The organism is Cryobacterium sp. (genome assembly GCF_025463825.1).
GTDB lineage: Bacteria > Actinomycetota > Actinomycetes > Actinomycetales > Microbacteriaceae > Cryobacterium.
Map to the genome: position 1 here is coordinate 75,389 of NZ_JAODBG010000119.1, position 18,264 is coordinate 93,652.

General features: G+C 68.8%; 19 protein-coding genes and 1 tRNA gene. 6 read left to right on the plus strand and 14 right to left on the minus strand.

Going from position 1 to position 18,264, the window contains the following annotated elements; translation table 11 throughout:
- The first annotated feature begins 22 nt into the window (after positions 1-22).
- Together JWP54_RS14750 and JWP54_RS14755 are read left to right on the plus strand one after the other, a co-directional pair.
- Positions 23-1,855, plus strand: coding sequence for a cell wall metabolism sensor histidine kinase WalK (locus tag JWP54_RS14750; RefSeq protein ID WP_297373346.1), 1,833 nt, complete (start codon positions 23-25; stop codon positions 1,853-1,855).
- Between the two features lie 153 nt (positions 1,856-2,008).
- Positions 2,009-2,299: a WXG100 family type VII secretion target gene (locus JWP54_RS14755; protein WP_297373348.1), complete on the plus strand. Its 291-nt coding sequence runs from the start codon at positions 2,009-2,011 to the stop codon at positions 2,297-2,299.
- Between the two features lie 96 nt (positions 2,300-2,395).
- Here the strand turns inward: JWP54_RS14755 and groL are convergent, their stop codons facing one another.
- The 4 genes from groL to JWP54_RS14775 all read right to left on the minus strand — a co-directional run bounded on the left by groL (position 2,396) and on the right by JWP54_RS14775 (position 5,619).
- On the minus strand, positions 2,396-4,024 hold the full coding sequence (gene groL / locus JWP54_RS14760) for a chaperonin GroEL (RefSeq protein WP_297373349.1): 1,629 nt from the start codon (positions 4,022-4,024) through the stop codon (positions 2,396-2,398).
- A gap of 260 nt (positions 4,025-4,284) precedes the next feature.
- Positions 4,285-4,488: a cold-shock protein gene (locus JWP54_RS14765; RefSeq protein ID WP_088457037.1), complete on the minus strand. Its 204-nt coding sequence runs from the start codon at positions 4,486-4,488 to the stop codon at positions 4,285-4,287.
- A gap of 224 nt (positions 4,489-4,712) precedes the next feature.
- The gene (locus JWP54_RS14770; protein ID WP_297373352.1) at positions 4,713-5,273 is read right to left on the minus strand and encodes a LytR C-terminal domain-containing protein; all 561 of its coding nucleotides are present in this window, start codon (positions 5,271-5,273) and stop codon (positions 4,713-4,715) included.
- A gap of 46 nt (positions 5,274-5,319) precedes the next feature.
- The gene (locus JWP54_RS14775; RefSeq protein WP_297373354.1) at positions 5,320-5,619 is read right to left on the minus strand and encodes a DUF3263 domain-containing protein; all 300 of its coding nucleotides are present in this window, start codon (positions 5,617-5,619) and stop codon (positions 5,320-5,322) included.
- A gap of 185 nt (positions 5,620-5,804) precedes the next feature.
- Between JWP54_RS14775 and msrB the strand changes: the two genes are divergently transcribed.
- Positions 5,805-6,206 (plus strand): peptide-methionine (R)-S-oxide reductase MsrB, encoded by a 402-nt coding sequence (gene msrB, locus JWP54_RS14780; protein WP_220605695.1) that lies wholly within the window; start codon positions 5,805-5,807, stop codon positions 6,204-6,206.
- A gap of 87 nt (positions 6,207-6,293) precedes the next feature.
- Here msrB and JWP54_RS14785 read toward each other — a convergent pair whose 3' ends face one another.
- The 3 genes from JWP54_RS14785 to JWP54_RS14795 all read right to left on the minus strand — a co-directional run bounded on the left by JWP54_RS14785 (position 6,294) and on the right by JWP54_RS14795 (position 7,747).
- Complete coding sequence (locus JWP54_RS14785; RefSeq protein ID WP_297373358.1) at positions 6,294-7,034, minus strand: SDR family NAD(P)-dependent oxidoreductase; 741 nt, start codon at positions 7,032-7,034, stop codon at positions 6,294-6,296.
- Positions 6,941-7,243 carry a hypothetical protein gene (locus JWP54_RS14790; protein ID WP_297373361.1) on the minus strand — a complete coding sequence of 101 codons (303 nt, stop codon included), beginning with the start codon at positions 7,241-7,243 and terminating at the stop codon, positions 6,941-6,943. The genes JWP54_RS14785 and JWP54_RS14790 overlap by 94 nt, the downstream gene beginning before the upstream one ends.
- 120 nt (positions 7,244-7,363) lie before the next feature.
- Complete coding sequence (locus tag JWP54_RS14795) at positions 7,364-7,747, minus strand: sugar O-acetyltransferase (RefSeq protein ID WP_297373363.1); 384 nt, start codon at positions 7,745-7,747, stop codon at positions 7,364-7,366.
- Positions 7,748-7,852: 105 nt separating this feature from the next.
- Between JWP54_RS14795 and JWP54_RS14800 the strand changes: the two genes are divergently transcribed.
- A complete protein-coding gene (locus tag JWP54_RS14800) occupies positions 7,853-9,220 on the plus strand; it encodes a chloride channel protein (RefSeq protein WP_297373364.1) in 1,368 nt (455 codons plus the stop codon).
- A gap of 77 nt (positions 9,221-9,297) precedes the next feature.
- On the opposite strand, the gene JWP54_RS14805 is transcribed toward JWP54_RS14800, so the two are convergent.
- The 4 genes from JWP54_RS14805 to JWP54_RS14820 all read right to left on the minus strand — a co-directional run bounded on the left by JWP54_RS14805 (position 9,298) and on the right by JWP54_RS14820 (position 11,292).
- Positions 9,298-9,738, minus strand: coding sequence for a nucleoside deaminase (locus tag JWP54_RS14805; RefSeq protein ID WP_297373366.1), 441 nt, complete (start codon positions 9,736-9,738; stop codon positions 9,298-9,300).
- Between the two features lie 53 nt (positions 9,739-9,791).
- Positions 9,792-10,088 (minus strand): hypothetical protein, encoded by a 297-nt coding sequence (locus JWP54_RS14810; RefSeq protein ID WP_297373368.1) that lies wholly within the window; start codon positions 10,086-10,088, stop codon positions 9,792-9,794.
- 126 nt (positions 10,089-10,214) lie between these two features.
- Positions 10,215-10,287, minus strand: a tRNA-Thr gene (locus tag JWP54_RS14815).
- A 102-nt stretch (positions 10,288-10,389) separates the two neighbouring features.
- Positions 10,390-11,292, minus strand: a complete 903-nt coding sequence (locus tag JWP54_RS14820) for a thioredoxin domain-containing protein (RefSeq protein ID WP_297373370.1) — start codon at positions 11,290-11,292, stop codon at positions 10,390-10,392.
- Positions 11,293-11,573: 281 nt separating this feature from the next.
- On the opposite strand from JWP54_RS14820, the gene JWP54_RS14825 reads away from it, so the two are divergent.
- A complete protein-coding gene (locus JWP54_RS14825; protein WP_297373372.1) occupies positions 11,574-12,671 on the plus strand; it encodes an ABC transporter ATP-binding protein in 1,098 nt (365 codons plus the stop codon).
- A gap of 155 nt (positions 12,672-12,826) precedes the next feature.
- Positions 12,827-14,134: a DUF4032 domain-containing protein gene (locus JWP54_RS14830; RefSeq protein WP_297373374.1), complete on the plus strand. Its 1,308-nt coding sequence runs from the start codon at positions 12,827-12,829 to the stop codon at positions 14,132-14,134.
- A 348-nt stretch (positions 14,135-14,482) separates the two neighbouring features.
- On the opposite strand, the gene rlmB is transcribed toward JWP54_RS14830, so the two are convergent.
- From rlmB to ispD, 3 genes are read right to left on the minus strand one after another with little or no spacing between them, the layout of a single operon-like run.
- Complete coding sequence (gene rlmB / locus JWP54_RS14835) at positions 14,483-15,577, minus strand: 23S rRNA (guanosine(2251)-2'-O)-methyltransferase RlmB (RefSeq protein WP_297373376.1); 1,095 nt, start codon at positions 15,575-15,577, stop codon at positions 14,483-14,485.
- Entirely contained in the window at positions 15,577-16,992 is a 1,416-nt protein-coding gene (cysS, locus tag JWP54_RS14840) for a cysteine--tRNA ligase (protein WP_297373378.1), read from the minus strand. The genes rlmB and cysS overlap by 1 nt, the downstream gene beginning before the upstream one ends.
- On the minus strand, positions 16,989-18,227 hold the full coding sequence (gene ispD / locus JWP54_RS14845; protein ID WP_297373380.1) for a 2-C-methyl-D-erythritol 4-phosphate cytidylyltransferase: 1,239 nt from the start codon (positions 18,225-18,227) through the stop codon (positions 16,989-16,991). The genes cysS and ispD overlap by 4 nt, the downstream gene beginning before the upstream one ends.
- Positions 18,228-18,264: the final 37 nt, after the last annotated feature.

Below are 18,264 nucleotides of genomic sequence, written 5' to 3' on the forward strand. Positions count from 1 at the left end.
GATCGTTTCCTAGACTGGAACAATGCATGTGGCCCTGATGGACCGATGGAGCCGGGTTTCGCTCCGCTCCAAGATCACCGGTGTCACCGTGCTGATGCTCACGCTCGGCCTGCTCGTTTCCGGTGTGGGGACCATGGTGATCCTGCGCAACTACGTGGTGCAGCAGGTGGATTCCAGCCTGCAGACCGAGGCGCAGACCCTCCTGACCAATTATCTGTCGTCCCCGCTGGACGAGGGCAGCGCCAACGTGGACTCGGACTACTTCGTCGCGGTCTACGACCAGAACGGCGTCCTCAAGGACCGCACCTGGCGGGACCGTCCGCGCGCGAGCCTGCCGGTGGTCACCATGCAGCTCGACCTGCACAGCGTGATCAGCCTGGACGGCACCGTGCAAAAGCTCTCCGACGCCGAGGGCGACACCGAGTTCCATGCCGTGGCGGTGCCCTTCGTGATCAACTCCACCGGCACCTACGGCACCCTGCTCATGGCCGTGTCGATGCAGCCGACCCAGAACACCGTCAACACCTACCTGAGCATCTTCCTCGGCTTCGGCGTCGGCGTCGTGGTCGTGGGCGCCATGCTCACCCGGCTGCTGGTCACCACGACGTTCGTCCCGTTGCGCGAGGTGGAGCGCACGGCCGCCGCCATCGCGGACGGCGACTTCAGCCAGCGCCTCGGCGGCGCCACCCCCAACACCGAGGTCGGCCGGCTCAACCGGTCCCTCAACACCATGCTCAGTCGCATCGACCGGGCGTTCAAGGACCGTGCCCGCACGATCGACCAGATGCGCCGGTTCGTCGGCGACGCCAGCCACGAGCTGCGCACCCCGCTCGTGTCGGTGCGCGGCTACGCGGAGCTCTACCGGATGGGCGCCCTGCAGAGCCCGGAAGAAGTGGCCCAGGCCATGCAGCGCATCGAGAAGGAAGCCATCCGGATGGGCGGCCTGGTTGAAGACCTGCTCGAACTGGCCCGACTGGACGAGACCAAGCCCCTGGTGCTCACCCGCGTCGACCTGCTGCCCCTCGCCCAGGACGCCGCCCTGGATGCCATGGCCTCCTCGCCCGGCCGCCGGGTCAGCGTACTCACCAGCCACCCCACCGTTTACGATGACGCCGACCCCGAACCGCACATCGACCTGGGCCACTCCACCGGCGAGGTCCTCGGCGCCGCGCCGACGCCGTCGTCACCCGAGCTGCCGGCGGCGCCGGCACCCACGGCCAAGGCCGCCGCAGCCGCCGCCAAGGCCGCCGCGTCCGCTTCCGCCAAAGCTGCGGCCGCCGCGGCCGCCAAGCCCACCGCCCGTTCGGACCAGTCCGGGTCCACGACCGGCACCGTCTCCTTCGCCGGTGCCACGCTCGCCCGCCTGCGCACCCGCCGGCCTCGCCGAACGGATGTGCCCGCATCCGTCGCCGACCCGTCCACCGCGCCGATGCCGGAACCGCCGCCCCTGGAGGCGGTGATCATGGCCGAGGAGAACAAGGTGCGCCAGGTCATCACCAACCTGATGGGGAACGCCCTGCGATTCAGCCCCGATGACAGCCCGGTGGAGCTTGAGGTGACCGTCGACCGGCGCAATGAGCGGGCGTCGATCTCGGTGATCGATCACGGCGAGGGCATCCCGCCGCAGATCCGCGACAAGATCTTCCAGCGTTTCTGGCGTGCGGACACGTCCCGTGCCAGGGAGACCGGTGGCAGCGGCCTGGGGTTGGCGATCGTGGCGTCGATCGTGGCCAGCCACAACGGTTCGGTCGAGGTCCTGGAGACGCCGGGCGGCGGTGCGACCTTCCGGGTCTGGTTCCCCCTGGCGGACTCGTCGGCGGCCCCGCAGGCGCTGGCTACGCCCACCCTGTCCTGATCCGGACGGGTTGCGCGGCGTTCCGTCCTCCCCAGGCCCGGCGCGGCGCCGTTTCTCCCCTGCCGGTGCCCGTCTCAGCAGTGCGCGCCCGCGGCGTCATAGCGTCGCCATGAGCGTCCGACCGGACGCCGCACCCAGCGAACGGAGAAGACGATGACGCAATTCCAGGTAGACAGCGACGCACTGCTCAGCACCACCGGGGCCGCCCGGGCCACCATGGGCCGGATCCAGGCGGAGGTCGCGGCCCTCCTCGGCCAGCTCACGGGCCTGGAGGGGTCCTGGACCGGGCAGGCATCCGCACAGTTTCAGGCGGCCGTCTCCGCGTGGCGCACGACCCAGCAGCATGTCGAGCAGAGTGCGGATGTGCTCAATCAGGCGCTCGGGCAGGCCGGCCAGCAGTACGCCGACGTGGAGCAGGCCAACGCCCGGCTGTTCGCGCGGTAACCGGCCTGCGGGTCCTGGCCGGCCGGGAGGTGCGGGCACAAGAAAAGTGGGCGCCCCTAGAGGGACGCCCACTTGTCAGTGCTGGTGAGGCAGGACTTAGAAGTCCATGCCGCCCGAGGGGTCGCCGGCCGGAGCCGGGTTCTTCTCGGGCTTGTCGGCGACAACGGCCTCGGTGGTGAGGAACAGTCCGGCGATCGACGATGCGTTCAGCAGCGCGGAGCGGGTGACCTTCACCGGGTCATTGATGCCGGCGGCGATCATGTCAACGTACTCACCGGTTGCGGCGTTGAGGCCGAATCCGACGGGCAGGTTGCGCACCTTGTCCGCGACAACGCCCGGCTCGAGGCCCGCGTTGAGCGCGATCTGCTTGAGCGGTGCGTCGATGGCGACGCGCACGATGTTCGCGCCCGTTGCCTCGTCGCCGACGAGGCTCAGGATGGCCTCGCCCTCGAATGCGGTCTTTCCGGCCTGGATGAGCGCAACGCCACCACCGGCGACGATGCCCTCTTCGACGGCTGCCTTCGCGTTACGGACGGCGTCCTCGATGCGGTGCTTGCGCTCCTTGAGCTCAACCTCCGTCGCGGCGCCGGCCTTGATGACGGCAACGCCACCGGCCAGCTTGGCGAGACGCTCCTGGAGCTTCTCGCGGTCGTAGTCGGAGTCGGTGTTCTCGATCTCGTTACGGATCTGCTGAACGCGACCGGCGATGGCCTCGGCGTCGCCGGCACCCTCGACGATGGTGGTCTCGTCCTTGGTGATGACGACCTTACGGGCGTTACCGAGCAGGTCGAGGGTGACGTTCTCGAGCTTGAGGCCGACCTCCTCGGAGATGACCTGGCCACCGGTGAGGATGGCGATGTCCTGCAGCTGCGCCTTGCGGCGGTCGCCGAAGCCGGGGGCCTTGACGGCAACCGACTTGAAGATGCCACGGATCTTGTTCACAACGAGCGTGGCCAGGGCCTCGCCGTCGACGTCCTCGGCGATGATGAGCAGCTGCTTGCCACTCTGGATGACCTTGTCGACGATCGGCAGCAGGTCCTTGATGTTGGACACCTTGGAGTTGACGATCAGGATGTAGGGGTCTTCGAAGACCGCTTCCTGACGGTCGGGGTCGGTGACGAAGTACGCCGACAGGAAGCCCTTGTCGAAACGCATGCCCTCGGTGAGCTCCAGCTCGGTGCCGAAGGTGTTCGACTCCTCAACGGTGACAACACCTTCCTTGCCGACCTTGTCGATGGCCTCGGCGATGATCGCGCCGATTTCGGCGTCACCGGCAGAGATGGAGGCGGTGGCCGCGATCTCTTCCTTGGTCTCGATTTCCTTGGCGCTGGCGATGAGCTCGGCGATGACCGCAGCGGTGGCCTTTTCGATGCCGCGCTTGAGGCTGATCGGGTCGGCGCCGGCTGCGACGTTGCGCAGGCCTTCGCGAACCAGGGCCTGGGCGAGGACGGTGGCGGTGGTGGTACCGTCGCCGGCCACGTCGTCGGTCTTCTTGGCGACCTCCTTGACGAGCTCGGCACCGATCTTCTCGTACGGGTCGTCGAGCTCGATCTCCTTGGCGATGGACACGCCGTCGTTGGTGATCGTGGGGGCGCCCCACTTCTTCTCCAGCACGACGTTGCGTCCGCGCGGGCCGAGGGTCACCTTGACCGTGTCAGCGAGGATGTTGAGGCCGCGCTCAAGGCCGCGACGGGCCTCTTCATTGAAAGCAATGATCTTTGCCATATGTGTTTCTCGTCCCTCCCGGACGTTACCAAAACGATGATGGGTTAGCACTCCGAACAGCAGAGTGCCAAGTCGATTCTGGCACTCTGGGGTCGAGAGTGCAAGTGAACGGACGGGTGCAGACCCCATCGGGTCACCGGGAGCGTCGACCCCGAAACACAGCAAACGCCACCCACCGGGTGCGCCGGGCAGGTTTGCCCGGCGAGCGCGGTGGTGGCGTGGCTGTCACATCTCGGTGTGTAGTTGTCGACGCGTGAGTTCTAAGCCGGACGAACCGACTCGGCCTGCGGGCCCTTGGCTCCGGTACCGAGTTCGAAGATGACATGCTGGCCTTCTTCGAGAACCTTGTAGCCGTGCATGTCGATGGCGGAGTAGTGGACGAAGACGTCCTGCCCACCTCCATCAACAGTGATGAAGCCGAAACCCTTTTCAGCGTTGAACCATTTAACGGTTCCGTTCGCCATGTGAAACTCCCCTAATGCAGTGTTGTGTAGTACGGCACTCACCCGTTGGTGTTACCGGGCCTGGCGCAGATGCTGCGTCCACCGTCTGTGAAAAATCGTTCTCTGGTGGAGAGCGCTGAGCACATAAAATGAGCGACCACTGCAGATATTAGTGACCTCGGGCAAGTTCAATAGGGGGTTGACGGGGCGGCCCGATCCCGATAGGAAAATCGCCCGCGAACGGCTTATTCCGCCGGCATCACGTAATCGGTGCCCACCACGACGGTCAGGGTCGCGCCGGAGCCGGCGAAGGTGTCCGACAGCTCGACGACCGAGCCGGGGAGCAACGCCGCCACTCCGCGGGCAACCCCCTCCTGGGTGGCGTCGGCGTAGTAGACCGTCGTCGTCACGACGTCTTCGGAGTCCGCGTTGCTCGTCGCAGCGACGGTCCAACCGTTGCCCGTGAGCATCTCCCCCACCGAACGCGCCACGCCGAAGCCGGCGGTGCCATTGAGCACGGTGACGCTGGCGGCGGGGTCGGTCGTGGGTTCCGCCGCCGGAATCGCCTCTTCCGTAGGCGTCTCGGTCGTGGTGGTCGCCTCGATGCCGGGGAACGTGAAGTTCAGCCGGTTGTTCAGCACCGTCAGCCCGACCGCGCCGAGCGCGATGAGCACGGCCGTCGCAGCCAGGGCCCACCAGAATGCCACCCACCGACGACCCTTCTTCGCGGGAGCCCGGTGCGCCCCGACCCGGTCGAGGTGGTGCGGGAGGTCGTCGAAGCGGTCTTTCGGGTAGGAAGGGGGCATCGTGGGTGTGGTTCGATCCTCGGTTGTCGTGAGCAAGCGGCGGGTCCTACTCGATGGGACGGATGGCTCGACGCGACCGGGCAAGCGACCGGGCGTCACGCATCCGTTGCAGGCGTTTGACCAGCATCGGGTCGTGGGCCAGGGCAAGTGGGGAGTCGAGCAGGGCACCCAATACCTGATAGTACCGGGCGGCCGAGAGGCCGAACTCGGAGCGGATGGCCTGTTCCTTGGCGCCGGGATGCGACCACCACCGCCGTTCGAAGGCGAGCACGGCTTCGTCCCGCTGGCCGAGAGCGCGAGTGGCGCCGTCGTCCCGCTCGCTCTCGTCCTGCCCGCTGGTCGCCATACGCGTCATCTTATTTGCCGCGGACTGGGTTTTCGCTGACCGACGCCGCCTGTCGCGGGTCCGTGGCCGCCGCGTGAACGTGGGAGTCGGCTGGGCAGTGGCGCAATCGGGAATTCCGGGCGGGCCCGGCGAGTTTAGGCTGGAGGCAGTCGCCTGCCGCACGAGACGCATCGAAAGGACGCACCATGGACTATGAGGTCACCAAGTCTGACGCCGAATGGAAGGCCGAGCTTTCCGCAGAGCAGTATGCAGTGCTGCGCGGCGCGGCCACGGAACGTGCCTGGACCGGCGAGCTCCTCGACGAGGGCCGGGCCGGCGTATACACCTGCGGCGCCTGTAACGCCGAGCTGTTCAAGAGCGGCACGAAGTTCGACTCCGGCTGCGGCTGGCCGAGCTTCTATGAATCGGTACGCCCCGAGGCGGTCGAACTCCTCGAGGACCGGTCGCTCGGTGTCCTGCGCACCGAGGTGCGCTGCGCTGCGTGCGGGTCGCACCTGGGCCACGTGTTCGACGACGGCTTCGGCACGCCTACCGGCGACCGCTACTGCATGAACTCGATCTCGCTGAACTTCACGCCGGGCGAGTAACTGCGTCAACTGTTCCCCATGCGGACAATTGCACCCGGCACGCCGGGCGCAAAAGTCCGCATGGGGAACGTTTGGGTGGGCGCACCCTCAGGCGAAGGCGTTCACTCCGGTGAGCCCGGCGGACAGCGTCCAGAGGCGAGCCGCCGCATCCGGGTCGATCGGGTGTGGGTTCACGCCGCGCAGCCGGGCGGCGGCGCTGCCGGGCACCGTGGGTTCGGCGATGTCGCAGTCCTCGCAGTAGACCCCGCCCATTCCGTCCAGCTGCGGTGACGTGGCCGCCCAGACGGACGTGGCGGCGCCCTCAGCAGGGGACTTGAACTGTTCGTTGACCTCGCCCTCCTCGGTCATCCACCCGGCGGCGATCATCTCCTCGCGGGGCAGGTGACGTTGCAATTCGGTCATGATGCCACCGGGATGCACGGCGAACGCGCGCACACCGTGATCGGCACCGCGGGCGTCCAGTTGCACCGCGAAGAGGCTGTTGGCGGTCTTGGCCTGCCCGTACGCCAGCCATTTGTCGTAGCCGCTGGTGAAGTTCGGGTCATCGAAGCGGATGCCGCTGAGCTTGTGCCCCGTGGACGACAGCGCAACGACCCGGGCACCGCTGCCGGCCGTGAGGGCGCGCCAGAGCAGGTTGGTGAGCACGTAATGGCCGAGGTGGTTGGTCGCGAACTGGGATTCCCAGCCATCACCGACCAGGGCCTGGGGGGCGGCCATGATGGCCGCATTGTTGATCAGGATGTCGAGGCCGCGCCCGGTGGCCAGGAAGTGCTCGGCGAAGGCGCGCACACTGACCAGATCGGCCAGGTCGAGGGTCTGGACCTCCACCGACTCCAGGCCGCCTCGGGGCGCCGGGCCGGCACGATCACCTGGGCGCCGGCGCCGGCCAACGCCGCGACCGTCTCGATGCCGAGGCCGGAGTAGCCGCCGGTGACGATGGCGGTCCGTCCCGTCAGGTCGATGCCAGCGAGCACCTCGGTGGCGGTGGACCGTGCGGTGAATCCGGAGGACAGGGCGTGCTGGGCTGTGGTGGTCATCGTTCCAACGTACGCTCGGCGCCGCCGGCTCCGGTCAGAAGGCGAGCGCGACGATGATCACCAGAAGCGGCAGTCCCGCCTCCGCAACGCCGCTTTTCCTTCCAAGGCGCGCGGCGAGTTCTAGGCCGGGGCCATCCGGTCGTCCGGGCCGATCGCCCGCACGACCCTGGCCGGGTTGCCGGCGGCTATGACGCCCGGCGGCACATCGCGGGTGACCACCGATCCGGCGCCGATGATGCTGCCCGCGCCGATGGTGACTCCTGGGCAGACCACGACGTTGCCGCCCAGCCACACGTCGTCTTCGATCACCACCGGGGACACCCGCTCGTAACTCGCGCGGCGCTCCTCGACATCGAGGGCATGGCTGGGGGTGTACAGGCGGGCGCTGGGGCCCACGAGCACATTCGCACCGACGGTGATCTCGCCGCCACCCAGGGTGAGGAAGTCGGCGTTGATGAAGGTGTTGGCGCCGACGTGCAGCCGGGAGCCGTAGTCCAGGTACATCGGCGGCCGAAAATCGACCCCCTCGCCGACGCTGCCGAGCAGGTCGACGAAGAGGCGCCAGCGTGGGCTGCATCCCGCCCCATCCGGACCGAAGAGGACCGCGACATGCCCGCGAACCCCGGTCCGCCGGCGCCCGCCGCCCCGGCCCCCGGCCCCGTCGTGGTGATCCGTTCGCGCGGGTACCTGCGACTTCTGGTTCTGGCCGGTCTAATCGGTGTGCCCGTGTCGGCAGTCGCGTACGGTCTCCTGGCCCTGGTCGACCGGTTGCAGAACTACCTGTACGACCGGCTGCCCGTTCTGCTGGGATTCGGCGACGCCCCGCTGTGGTGGCCGCTGCCGTTGCCCGTAGCGGCCGGGTTCTTGGTCGCCCTGTGCATCCGGCACCTGCCGGGCACCGGCGGACATCCGCCATCGGAGGGCTTCAAGGCGGGCGGCGTCCCGAACCCCGTCGACCTGCCCGGCGTGGCCCTGGCAGCGCTCGCGACACTGGCCCTGGGCGCGATCCTCGACCCCGAGGCCCCGCTCATCGCCCTCGGCGCGGGCCTGGGCGCCCTCGCGATCCGTCTGATCAGGAAGGACTCGCCGCCCACCGCGGTGGCCGTGATCGCCTCGGCCGGAAGCTTCGCCGCGGTGAGCACCCTGCTCGGTTCTCCCCTGCTCGGCGCGTTCCTGCTAATGGAGGCCTCCGGGCTGGGCGGCGCGATGCTCGGCGTCGGCCTGCTCCCCGGCCTGCTGGCGGCGGGCATCGGCTCCCTCGTCTTCGTGGGCCTGGATTCCTGGACCGGGCTCGGCACATTCTCGCTGGCGATCCCCGACCTGCCGGCCTTCAGCACGTCCACGCTGACCATGTTCGGATGGGCACTGCTGCTCGGAGCGGCGTGCCCGCTCCTGGCTTGGGGCATCCGAGCGGGGGCCCTTCTGGTGCGCCCCGCCGTGCATGCGCAGCGGCTCGGCGTGATGCCCGCGCTCGGCGCCGCAATTGCCGCCCTGGCCATTGGTGACGGGGTGGTCACCGGCCAGGACGCCACCGACGTGCTCTTCTCGGGCCAGTCGGCCCTCCCCGCATTGATCAGCGACGGCGCGGCCTGGCCGGTGGGCGCCGTAGCCCTGCTCGTGGCCTGCAAGGCGCTGGCATACGCATTGTCGCTGGGCGCGTTCCGCGGCTGGCCGGTTTTCCCCGCCATCTTCCTCGGTGCCGCCATGGGGGTCGCGGCCTCGCACCTGCCCGGGATGGCGCTGGTGCCCGCCGTGGGTGTCGGCATCGGCGCGATGTGCGTCTCGATGCTGCGCCTGCCGCTCACCAGCGTGTTGTTGGCGACGGTGCTGCTCAGCAGCGACGCCGTCGCGGTGACGCCGCTGGTGATCGTGGCGGTCGTGGTGGCGCATGTGGTGACCGGCCGGTTGCCCGAGCCGCCCGGTCGGCGGCTCAGCTGGCGGCTGACCCGGCCGGCACCGGGTACCGCGGTCACGTGAGCGGGGTCAGCCCCTGGTCTCCCAGAAGCCGGTGTGCACCTGGGCGGCTTCCTCAACCAGCGCGGGACCCGCCACGCTCACGGGGGTGCCGCCGCGCGCGAAGACCTCCCGCAGGGCAGGTCCATGGTGGGCGCGCCATCCTGGGCCGGCACCATGCGGGCGAGGTCCTCTTCCGGCAGGCCGTAGACGACCCGGCCGATGCCGGCCCAGTAGATGGCGCCCGAGCACATGGCGCACGGTTCGGTGCTCGTGTACAGGGTGCTCACGCTCAGCTGCTGCCTTGACAATCGGACGCCGGCCCGGCGAACGAGGATCAGCTCGGCGTGGCCCGTCGGATCGCCGGTCGTGACGACGCTGTTCTCGGCGGTGAGCACCGTGCCGTCGCCGGCGACAAGGATGGCCCCGAACGGATGGTTGCCCCGCCGCCGGGATTCTCGGGCCACCTCGATGGCGTGCCCGAGGTGCACGACGTCCGCGCTCGACACCGTGGTCCGGTCGGCAGGCTCCTCAGCGGCCATCAGCTCTCCTCGGCTTCGTGTCTGGTCAACGCTGCCGGGCAGCACACCGCCTGTCAACCGGGAGACCGAAGCGACGTGCTCTCGACGGTCTCTGCGAGCCGCACCGTGGGATTGCGCAGCATGGCCGAGGCCGGACCGGCCCACAGGTCCTGGAGCGCGGTTTTCATCCGGGCCGCTTCCGGGCGGTCATCGAAATCCAGGTCCATCCAGACGGTGTCCGGGTCGGCGTCCGTGCGGAGAACTCCGAAGGCCGTGACGCCGGCGGCCGCACGACCCAGCGGATCCGCGTCGAACAGGTGCTTCCACTCGTCGTAGTTCCCGACGGAGTGCTCGATGTGCAGGGTGAACACGGCGTTCTCGATTCCGCCGACGCGCGGCGCACCGGCACGCGGTCAGCGCAGTCCGACGCCACCGATCTGCGCGTCCGGCGCGGCCACGCTTCGATGCTCCCGAGGTGCCTCGAAGCGGAATATCGGGGCCGGCCACGGGACTTGAACCCGTAACCCCCACTTTACAAGAGTGGTGCGCTACCAATTGCGCCAGGCCGGCATGAGGCAGACGAACCGCCTCGAGCATTCATCCTAAATCACCCGGGCGTCCCGCCGGGACGAAATCTCCACAGCTGCCGGGGCGGCCGGCGCCGAAGTGACGCTAGCCGACGGGCGTGGGGGTGGCGGTGGAGTACGTCTCACTCGCGGCCTGCAGCACGAATGCCGCGAATTCCTTGGGGTCGTCGAGCGCGCCCACGTACTGCTTCCCGTTCACGAGCACCGTCGGGGTACCGGTGATCGCCTTGAGCGACGAGTTCGGGATGGGACCGCTGAGGGCCCGGTCCGTGGCCGACTTCACCCAGGACCGGTAGGTGGTCTCGTCGATGCACTCGTTGATCGAGGCCAGTTCCGTGGACACGCCGGCGTCCTTCACCAGGGCCTTGAGCTCGTCGTCGCTGAGTCCGGCCGTGCCCTCGACGGGCTGGTCCTCGAACAGGGCCGAGTTGACGGCGAAGAAGTCGTCCGGCGACCAGTTCGCCACGCAGGCTGCCGCGTTGGCGGCGCGCAGGGAGTACTGGGTTCCCGCCGATTTGCTGGTCAGGATGGAGATCGGGTGGATCTCCAGGGTCGCGGCGCCCGATTCGACCCACTGGGACATCTGGTCGCTGTTGGTGGTTTCGAAAATGCCGCAGAACGGGCACAGATAGTCGAGGTAGACGCGGATGTCGGCGACAGTGCCGGATGCGTCCGGGGCGGACGGCACCAGGTCGTCGTCGGGTTGCAGCGCGGGGGTGGTGACTGCGGCGAGGCCCGTGCCGAGGAGCAGGCCGTCACTGGCCATGTTCTTGGGGCCGGGGCCCGCGGGCTGCACGGAATTCACGATGATCAGGACGATCGCGGTGACGGCGGCGACGGCGAGGACCGCGATGCCACCCTGCAGGAAGACCCGGTTGCGGCGATCGCGTTTTTTCTGCTGAACCCGAAGCTTTGCGGCCTTGGTGCGTGCGGCGTCACGTCGCTTGTTCTTCGCGGGACGGGAGTCGCCTGGGCCGCCAATTGTCATGGATGTTCGCTCCGAGTTGAGGGTGCGCTCGCGGAAGTACGCGCTAGCACTCAGAATATTAGGACTCCAGTCTGGGAAATGACCAACCGGCGGCGCACAGCCTGCTCGCTGCCGGTTCACCGGCCGCCCACTGCCGCCCGCCGTCCCGGTGCAGCGCTTCCACATCCGCGCCGTGCCATACTAGGAAGGTCTTGCGCTGGTGCTACGTCAGCCGGACAGATAAATCCCATCACAACGGATCGTCCGGCACGTACCTGCCGGTGAAGGAGAATAACGAAATAATGGCTTCAGTAACCTTTGACAAGGCCACCCGTCTGTACCCGGGTTCCACCCGCCCCGCAGTCGATCACCTCGACCTTTCGGTCGCCGATGGTGAATTTCTCGTCTTGGTCGGCCCGTCCGGCTGTGGAAAGTCCACCTCACTGCGCATGCTCGCCGGCCTCGAAGAGGTCAACGACGGCGACATCTTCATTGGTGAGCGCAACGTCACCGACGTTCCCCCGAAGGACCGTGACATCGCCATGGTCTTCCAGAACTACGCCCTGTACCCTCACATGACCGTCGCCGAGAACATGGGCTTCGCGCTCAAGATCGCCGGCGTCAACAAGGACGAGCGCGCCACCCGCGTTCTCGAAGCCGCCAAGCTGCTCGACCTCGAGCCCTACCTCAGCCGCAAGCCGAAGGCCCTCTCCGGTGGCCAGCGTCAGCGTGTTGCCATGGGTCGCGCCATCGTGCGTCAGCCCCAGGTGTTCCTCATGGATGAGCCGCTGTCGAACCTCGACGCCAAGCTGCGCGTTCAGACCCGCACGCAGATCGCGTCGCTGCAGCGTCGCCTGGGCGTTACCACCGTCTACGTCACCCACGACCAGACCGAGGCGCTCACCATGGGTGACCGCATCGCCGTGCTCAAGGATGGCGTCCTCCAGCAGGTCGGCACCCCCCGCGACCTGTACGCCAAGCCGAACAACGTCTTCGTTGCCGGCTTCATCGGCAGCCCGGCCATGAACCTGTTCCTGGCCGACACCGTCGATGGTGGCATCAAGTTCGGCACCGCGACGGTCCCCGTGGCCCGCGACACCCTCGCCGGCTCCACCGGCGCGAAGGTCACCATCGGCGTTCGCCCCGAGGACATCCACCTCGCCACCGCGCAGGGTGAGGGCCTCGCGGTCGAAGTCGACCTGGTCGAGGAGCTCGGCGCTGACGGTTACCTGTACGGTCACTCCACCGTCGAGGGCAAGCGCACCGACATCGTCGCCCGCGTCGATGGCCGCTCGCACCCGTCGGCCGGCGACACGGTCTACCTGACCCCGACGCCGAACCACCTGCACGTGTTCGACGCCGAGTCCGGCGCCCGTCTCGGCGGCGCCGTCAGCGACTAAGCAGTACCCGACAAACTCGACCGCCGGCAGTTACGGCGGTCGAGTTTGTCATATCCCCGACCGGTTCCCCCTCCGGTCCCGTTCCGCGCCGCCGAGCCCCTTGTGGCCGGGGCACCCTGTGGCCCACCCGGGTCTTCTCGATAGTTAGGCTCCTCATGAGCGGTTCCCTCAACATCACCTCCGCCACGGCCGATCCGGCCCTGCTCGACCTCCCCTGGAACGTGCCGCTGGATGCGTGGCCGAACGAGAACATCGCCTCGCTGCCCAAGGGCCTCTCCCGCCATCTGGTGCGGTTCGCACACTTGAGCGGCCGGGTCGTGGCCATCAAGGAGACCACCAGCGAGATGGCCAAGCGGGAGTACGACATGCTCCGCACCCTGCAGGGGCTGGAGATCCCGTGCGTCGAACCCCTCGCCGTGATCACCAACCGCACCGACGAAGACGGCGACCCGCTCAACTCGGTCCTGGTGACCCGGCACCTGAAATTCTCCCTGCCCTACCGGGCGCTGTACTCGCAGGCCCTCCGCCCCGACACCGCCACCCGGCTGGTCGACGCGCTGGCCCTGCTGCTCGTCCGGGTGCACATGGTGGGCCTGTTCTGGGGCGACGTGTCGCTGTCGAACACCCTCTTCCGCCGGGACGCTGGCGCCTTCGCCGCCTACCTCGTCGACGCGGAGACCGGGCAGCTCTACCCCGGCGGTCTCTCCAACGGGCAGCGTGAGAACGACCTCGAGATCGCCCGGGTGAACATCGCCGGCGAGTTGATGGACCTGGAGGCCGGCGGCCGCGTGGCCGACGAGCTCGACCCCGTCAACGTGAGCAACGGCATCGTCGCCGCGTACCGGCTGCTCTGGAGGGAGCTCACCGGTTCGGAGTCCTTCGCCAGTAGTGAACGCTGGCGGATTACCGAACGCGTCGAGCGCCTCAACCACCTCGGCTTCGACATCGAGGAACTCGCGATCAAGACCGACGAGAACGGCACGACCGTGCGCATCCAGCCCAAGGTGGTGGATGCCGGCCACCACCAGCGCAGGCTGCTGCGCCTCACCGGCCTGGACGCCGAGGAGAATCAGGCCCGCCGCCTGCTGAACGACCTTGACTCCTATGGGGTCGCCTACGGCAACCCCGACGCCGACGAGGAGATGATGGCGCACGAGTGGCTGATGCGGGTCTTCGAACCCGTCGTGCGCGCCATCCCCCGGGAACTCAAGGGCAAGCTGGAACCGGCCGAGGTGTTCCACCAGCTGCTCGACCACCGCTGGTACATGGCGCAGAACGCCAACCGGGACATTCCGCTGGCCGAGGCGGTGACCTCGTACGTGCAGGATGTGCTCCGGCACCGCCGCGACGAGGCCACGGTGATCGACCCGCCCACCGCACCGATCAGCCTGCCGAATCTGACTGCCGAGGGCATCGACACCGACGAGGACGTCGACCTGGACGACTGGCGCCTGAACGTCTGATCCCCGCTCCGCCCTGCGGCTCCCCGAGTTGCTGCTGTGAGATGCCAGTTGGAGCCCTCTCAGCGCGCCGCAATGGGCCTCAACTGGCAACTCACCATCGGCGCCGGCGACAAGTTGCCAGTTGGCGCCCTCTCAGGGCGCAGCAATGGGCCTCAAGTGGCAACTCACGCGACCTGCCCCTCGGCGGCGCGCCCCAGGGGTCTCAGGGACGGAACCTGCGGCACTCACCCGGGCATTCGCATCCCTGTATTAAGCACCCCCTGAACGGGGCCACAGCACTCCGGCACCAACAAGAACGGCGCAGATCCTTCCCGATGTGAGGTTCTGCGCCGTTCTGAGAAAAACGACCTAGCCCTGAGCAGCAGCCTTGGTAGCCGCCTTCGCAGCAGCCGCGACCGCGCGCAGCTTGGAAATTTCGTACAGCGTGACACCCGCCGCGATTCCGGCGTTCAGCGACTCGGTGCTCGCATTGATCGGGATCGACACGATGGCGTCGCAGGTTTCGGTGACGAGGCGGGACAGGCCCTTGCCCTCGCTGCCGACGACCACGACGATCGGGCGTTCGGCGTAGCCGATGCCGAGCTCGGGCAGCTCGGTGTCGCCGCCGCCGTCGAGGCCGATCACGAGCATGCCGCGCTCCTTGAGCGCCTTGAGCGTCTGGGTGAGGTTGCTCGCCATGGCCACGGGCAGGCGCGCGGCGGCACCGGCCGAGGTCTTCCAGGCCGACGCGGTGACGCCCACCGAGCGACGCTGCGGCACGATGATGCCGTGGCCGCCGAACGCCGCGGTGGAGCGGATGATCGCACCGAGGTTGCGCGGGTCGGTGATGCCGTCCAGCGCCACGAACAGCGGCTTGTGCCCCCGGCTGATGGTGAGGTCGAGCAGTTCGACGGGGTGCGCGTAGTCATAGGCGGGCACCTTGAGCGCGAGGCCCTGGTGCACGGCGTCCTTACCGGCGAGCCGGTCGATCTCGGGACGCATGACCTCGAGCACCGGGATGTTGCGGGTGGTGGCGAGCTTGAGGACTTCCTTCACCCGGTCGTCCATTTCGATCCGGGTCGCCACGTAGAGCGCAGACGCGGGGATCTTGGCGCGCAGCGCCTCGAGCACCGAGTTGCGGCCGGTGACGACCTCGAACTCGGCATCCGACTTCGCCTTGCGGGTGGACGAACCGCCGCCGCCGGTGTTGCCGGTGCCGGTGCTGCGTCCGGTGCGCGGGGCGCCGGATCCGCTCGGGGCACGACTGCGGCCGCCGCCGGCCGCGGCGAAGCGGTCCTTGGCGGCTTTGGCCTTGCCCGCGGGGTGGTACGGGCGGTCTTCGGCCTTGGGCGTGGGCTTCTTGCCTTCAAGAGCCTGACGGCCCTGTCCGCCGGAACCGACCTGCGGGCCCCGGCTTCCCTTGCGCACCGCGCCGGTGCGCGACTTTCGATCTGTGTTCTTCATCAGTCAAAACTCCAATGTGCACCCGATGGGGTGTCTTCGATGGTAATACCGGCGGCGACGAGCTCGTCCCGGATACGGTCTGCGGCGGCGTAGTCGCGGTTGTGCCTGGCGGTCTCGCGGTCATCGAGCAGGCGCTCGACGAGGGCGGTGAGGGCCACCATGGCGGGTTCGTCCGTTGCCACGGCCCAGCCGGGCGACAGGGGGTTGATGCCGAGGACCTCGCTCATGGCCAGCACCTGGCCGCGCGCGGCCGCAGCGGCGTGCAGGTCTTCGGCGTCGAGGGCGGCGTTGCCGGCGCGCACGGTTTCGTGCAGCACACCGAGCGCCTGCGGCACCGCGAGGTCGTCGTCCATGGCCGTGGCGAAGTCATCCGGCACGATCTCGACCCCGGACCCGGCGAACCGGGTGTCGGCCAGGCGCCGGTCGGCGCGGTCGAGGAAACTTTCGATGCGCTCGAGGGCGGCTTCGGCCTCGGCGAGGGAACCCTCATGGAAATCGAGGGTGGACCGGTAGTGCGCGGCGCCGAGGTAGTAGCGCACGACGATCGCCCTGGCCTGGCCGAGGAGTTCCGCGGCGTACACCGAGTTGCCCAGTGACTTCGACATTTTCTGGCCGTTCGTGTTGACCAGGCCGTTGTGCACCCAGAAGTTCGCGAAGGCGTCACCGGCGGCCGTGGACTGCGCCAGTTCGTTCTCGTGGTGCGGGAAGCGCAGGTCCAGACCGCCGCCGTGGATGTCGAAGTGCGCACCGAGGTAGCGCGCGGCCATGGCGGAGCACTCGATGTGCCAGCCCGGGCGGCCGGCGCCCCACGGGGAGGCCCAGGCGGCGGAGGCCGGTTCGCCCTCCTTGTAGCCCTTCCACAGGGCGAAGTCGCGCGGGTCGCGCTTGCCGCGCGGGTCGGCGTCCGCTGCCGCTTCCATGTTGTCGGGGTTCTGCCGGGTGAGCTCGCCGTAGGCGGGCCAGCTGCGGGTGTCGAAGTACACATCACCGGAGCCGTCGTCGGCCGGGTAGGCGTGCCCGTTGTCGATGAGCCGGGAGACGATGTCCTGCATCTCGTGCACGCTCGCGGTGGCGCGCGGCTCGTAGGTGGGCGCGAGGATGCCCAGTTTCTGGTAGCCGGCGGTGAACTCGAGTTCGTACCGGTAGGCCAGCGCCCACCATTCTTCGGTAGTGCCCTGCGCGTTGATCAGGATCTTGTCGTCGATGTCGGTGACGTTGCGCACGAAGGTGACATCGTTGCCGCGGTAGCTGAGCCATCGGCGCAGCTGGTCGTAGACCAGGGCGCTGCGCAGGTGGCCGATGTGGGGCGAGGACTGCACCGTGGGTCCGCAGACGTAGATTCCCACCTTGCCCGGCACGATCGGCAGGAAATCGCGAAGGGCCTGGGCCTTCGAGTCGTATAGTCGCATGCTCACTGGTTCAGTTTAGGCGGGGCCGGTTGGCTGCTCGGGTAGATGACGACGGTGGCCAGGGCGGCGATGCCCTCGCCGCGGCCGGTGAAGCCGAGCGCGTCGGTGGTGGTGGCCGTTACCGCCACCGGGGCGCGCAGGATGCCGGTCAGCAATTCTTGCGCTTCGGCACGCCTCGGGGCCAGCTTGGGCCGGTTGCCGATGATCTGCACGGACACGTTGCCGACCCGGTAACCGGCCTCGGCGACCAGGCGCAGGGTCTCGGTGAGGAACACCTCGCCGTGCGCGTCGGTGAGGCGCGGGTCGGCGGTGCCGAAGACCTGGCCGATATCGCCCAGGCCCGCGGCGGCCAGCAGGGCGTCGCAGATGGCGTGCACGGCGGCGTCGCCGTCGCTGTGCCCGGACAGGCCCCGCTCGCCCGGCCAGTGCAGTCCGGCCAGCCACAGGTCGCTGGTGTCGTCGAACGCGTGCACGTCGGCCCCGGTGCCCACGCGGGCCTGGCCGGTGGAGCCGGTCGCGTCGCCGAGCAGCAGTTCGGCGCGGCGCAGGTCCCAGGTGGTGGTGACCTTGAAGGCCAGCGGGTCGCCGGGGATGCTGCTGACCGGGTTGCCGGCCGCGGCGACCAGGGCCGCGTCGTCGGTGAGGTCCCGGCCGGCGGCATCCGTGGCCGGCAGGGCGTCCGCCCAGGCGAACGCCGCGTCGAGCATGGCGCGGGGAAAACCCTGCGGGGTCTGCACGGCGGTCAACAGCGACCTGTCGACGGTGCCCAGGATGCTGCCGCCCGCGTCGACGCTCTTGATGGTGTCGACCACGGGGAGGCCGGGCACGATGCCGTGGCCGGTGCGGCGCACGGCGGCGATCACGGCGTCGCCGAGGCCGGCGGGCGTGAGCGCCCTGGCGGCGTCGTGCACGAGCACCACGGTGACGCCGGGGCGCACCAGGGCGAGCCCGCGGGAGACCGAGGCCTGCCGGGTGTCTCCCCCGGCCAGGACGTCGAGGTACCCGGCGGCGGCACCGGCGACGCGTGCGGCGATGGCGGTGGCGTCGGCCAGTTGGGCGTCGGGCGCCACCACGATCACCTGGGCCGGTTCGGCCAGGCCGAACACACCGGTGAGGGCGTGCTCGAGGATGCTGCGGGGGCCGAGCGGGACGAACGCCTTGGGCAGCTCACGGCCCAGGCGGCTCCCGCTGCCGGCGGCGACGACGATGACCGCGACCGCGGGATCCGGGTAAACAGGCATGTCTGAGGCTATCTGGTGGGGCGCGGTGAAGCGGGGC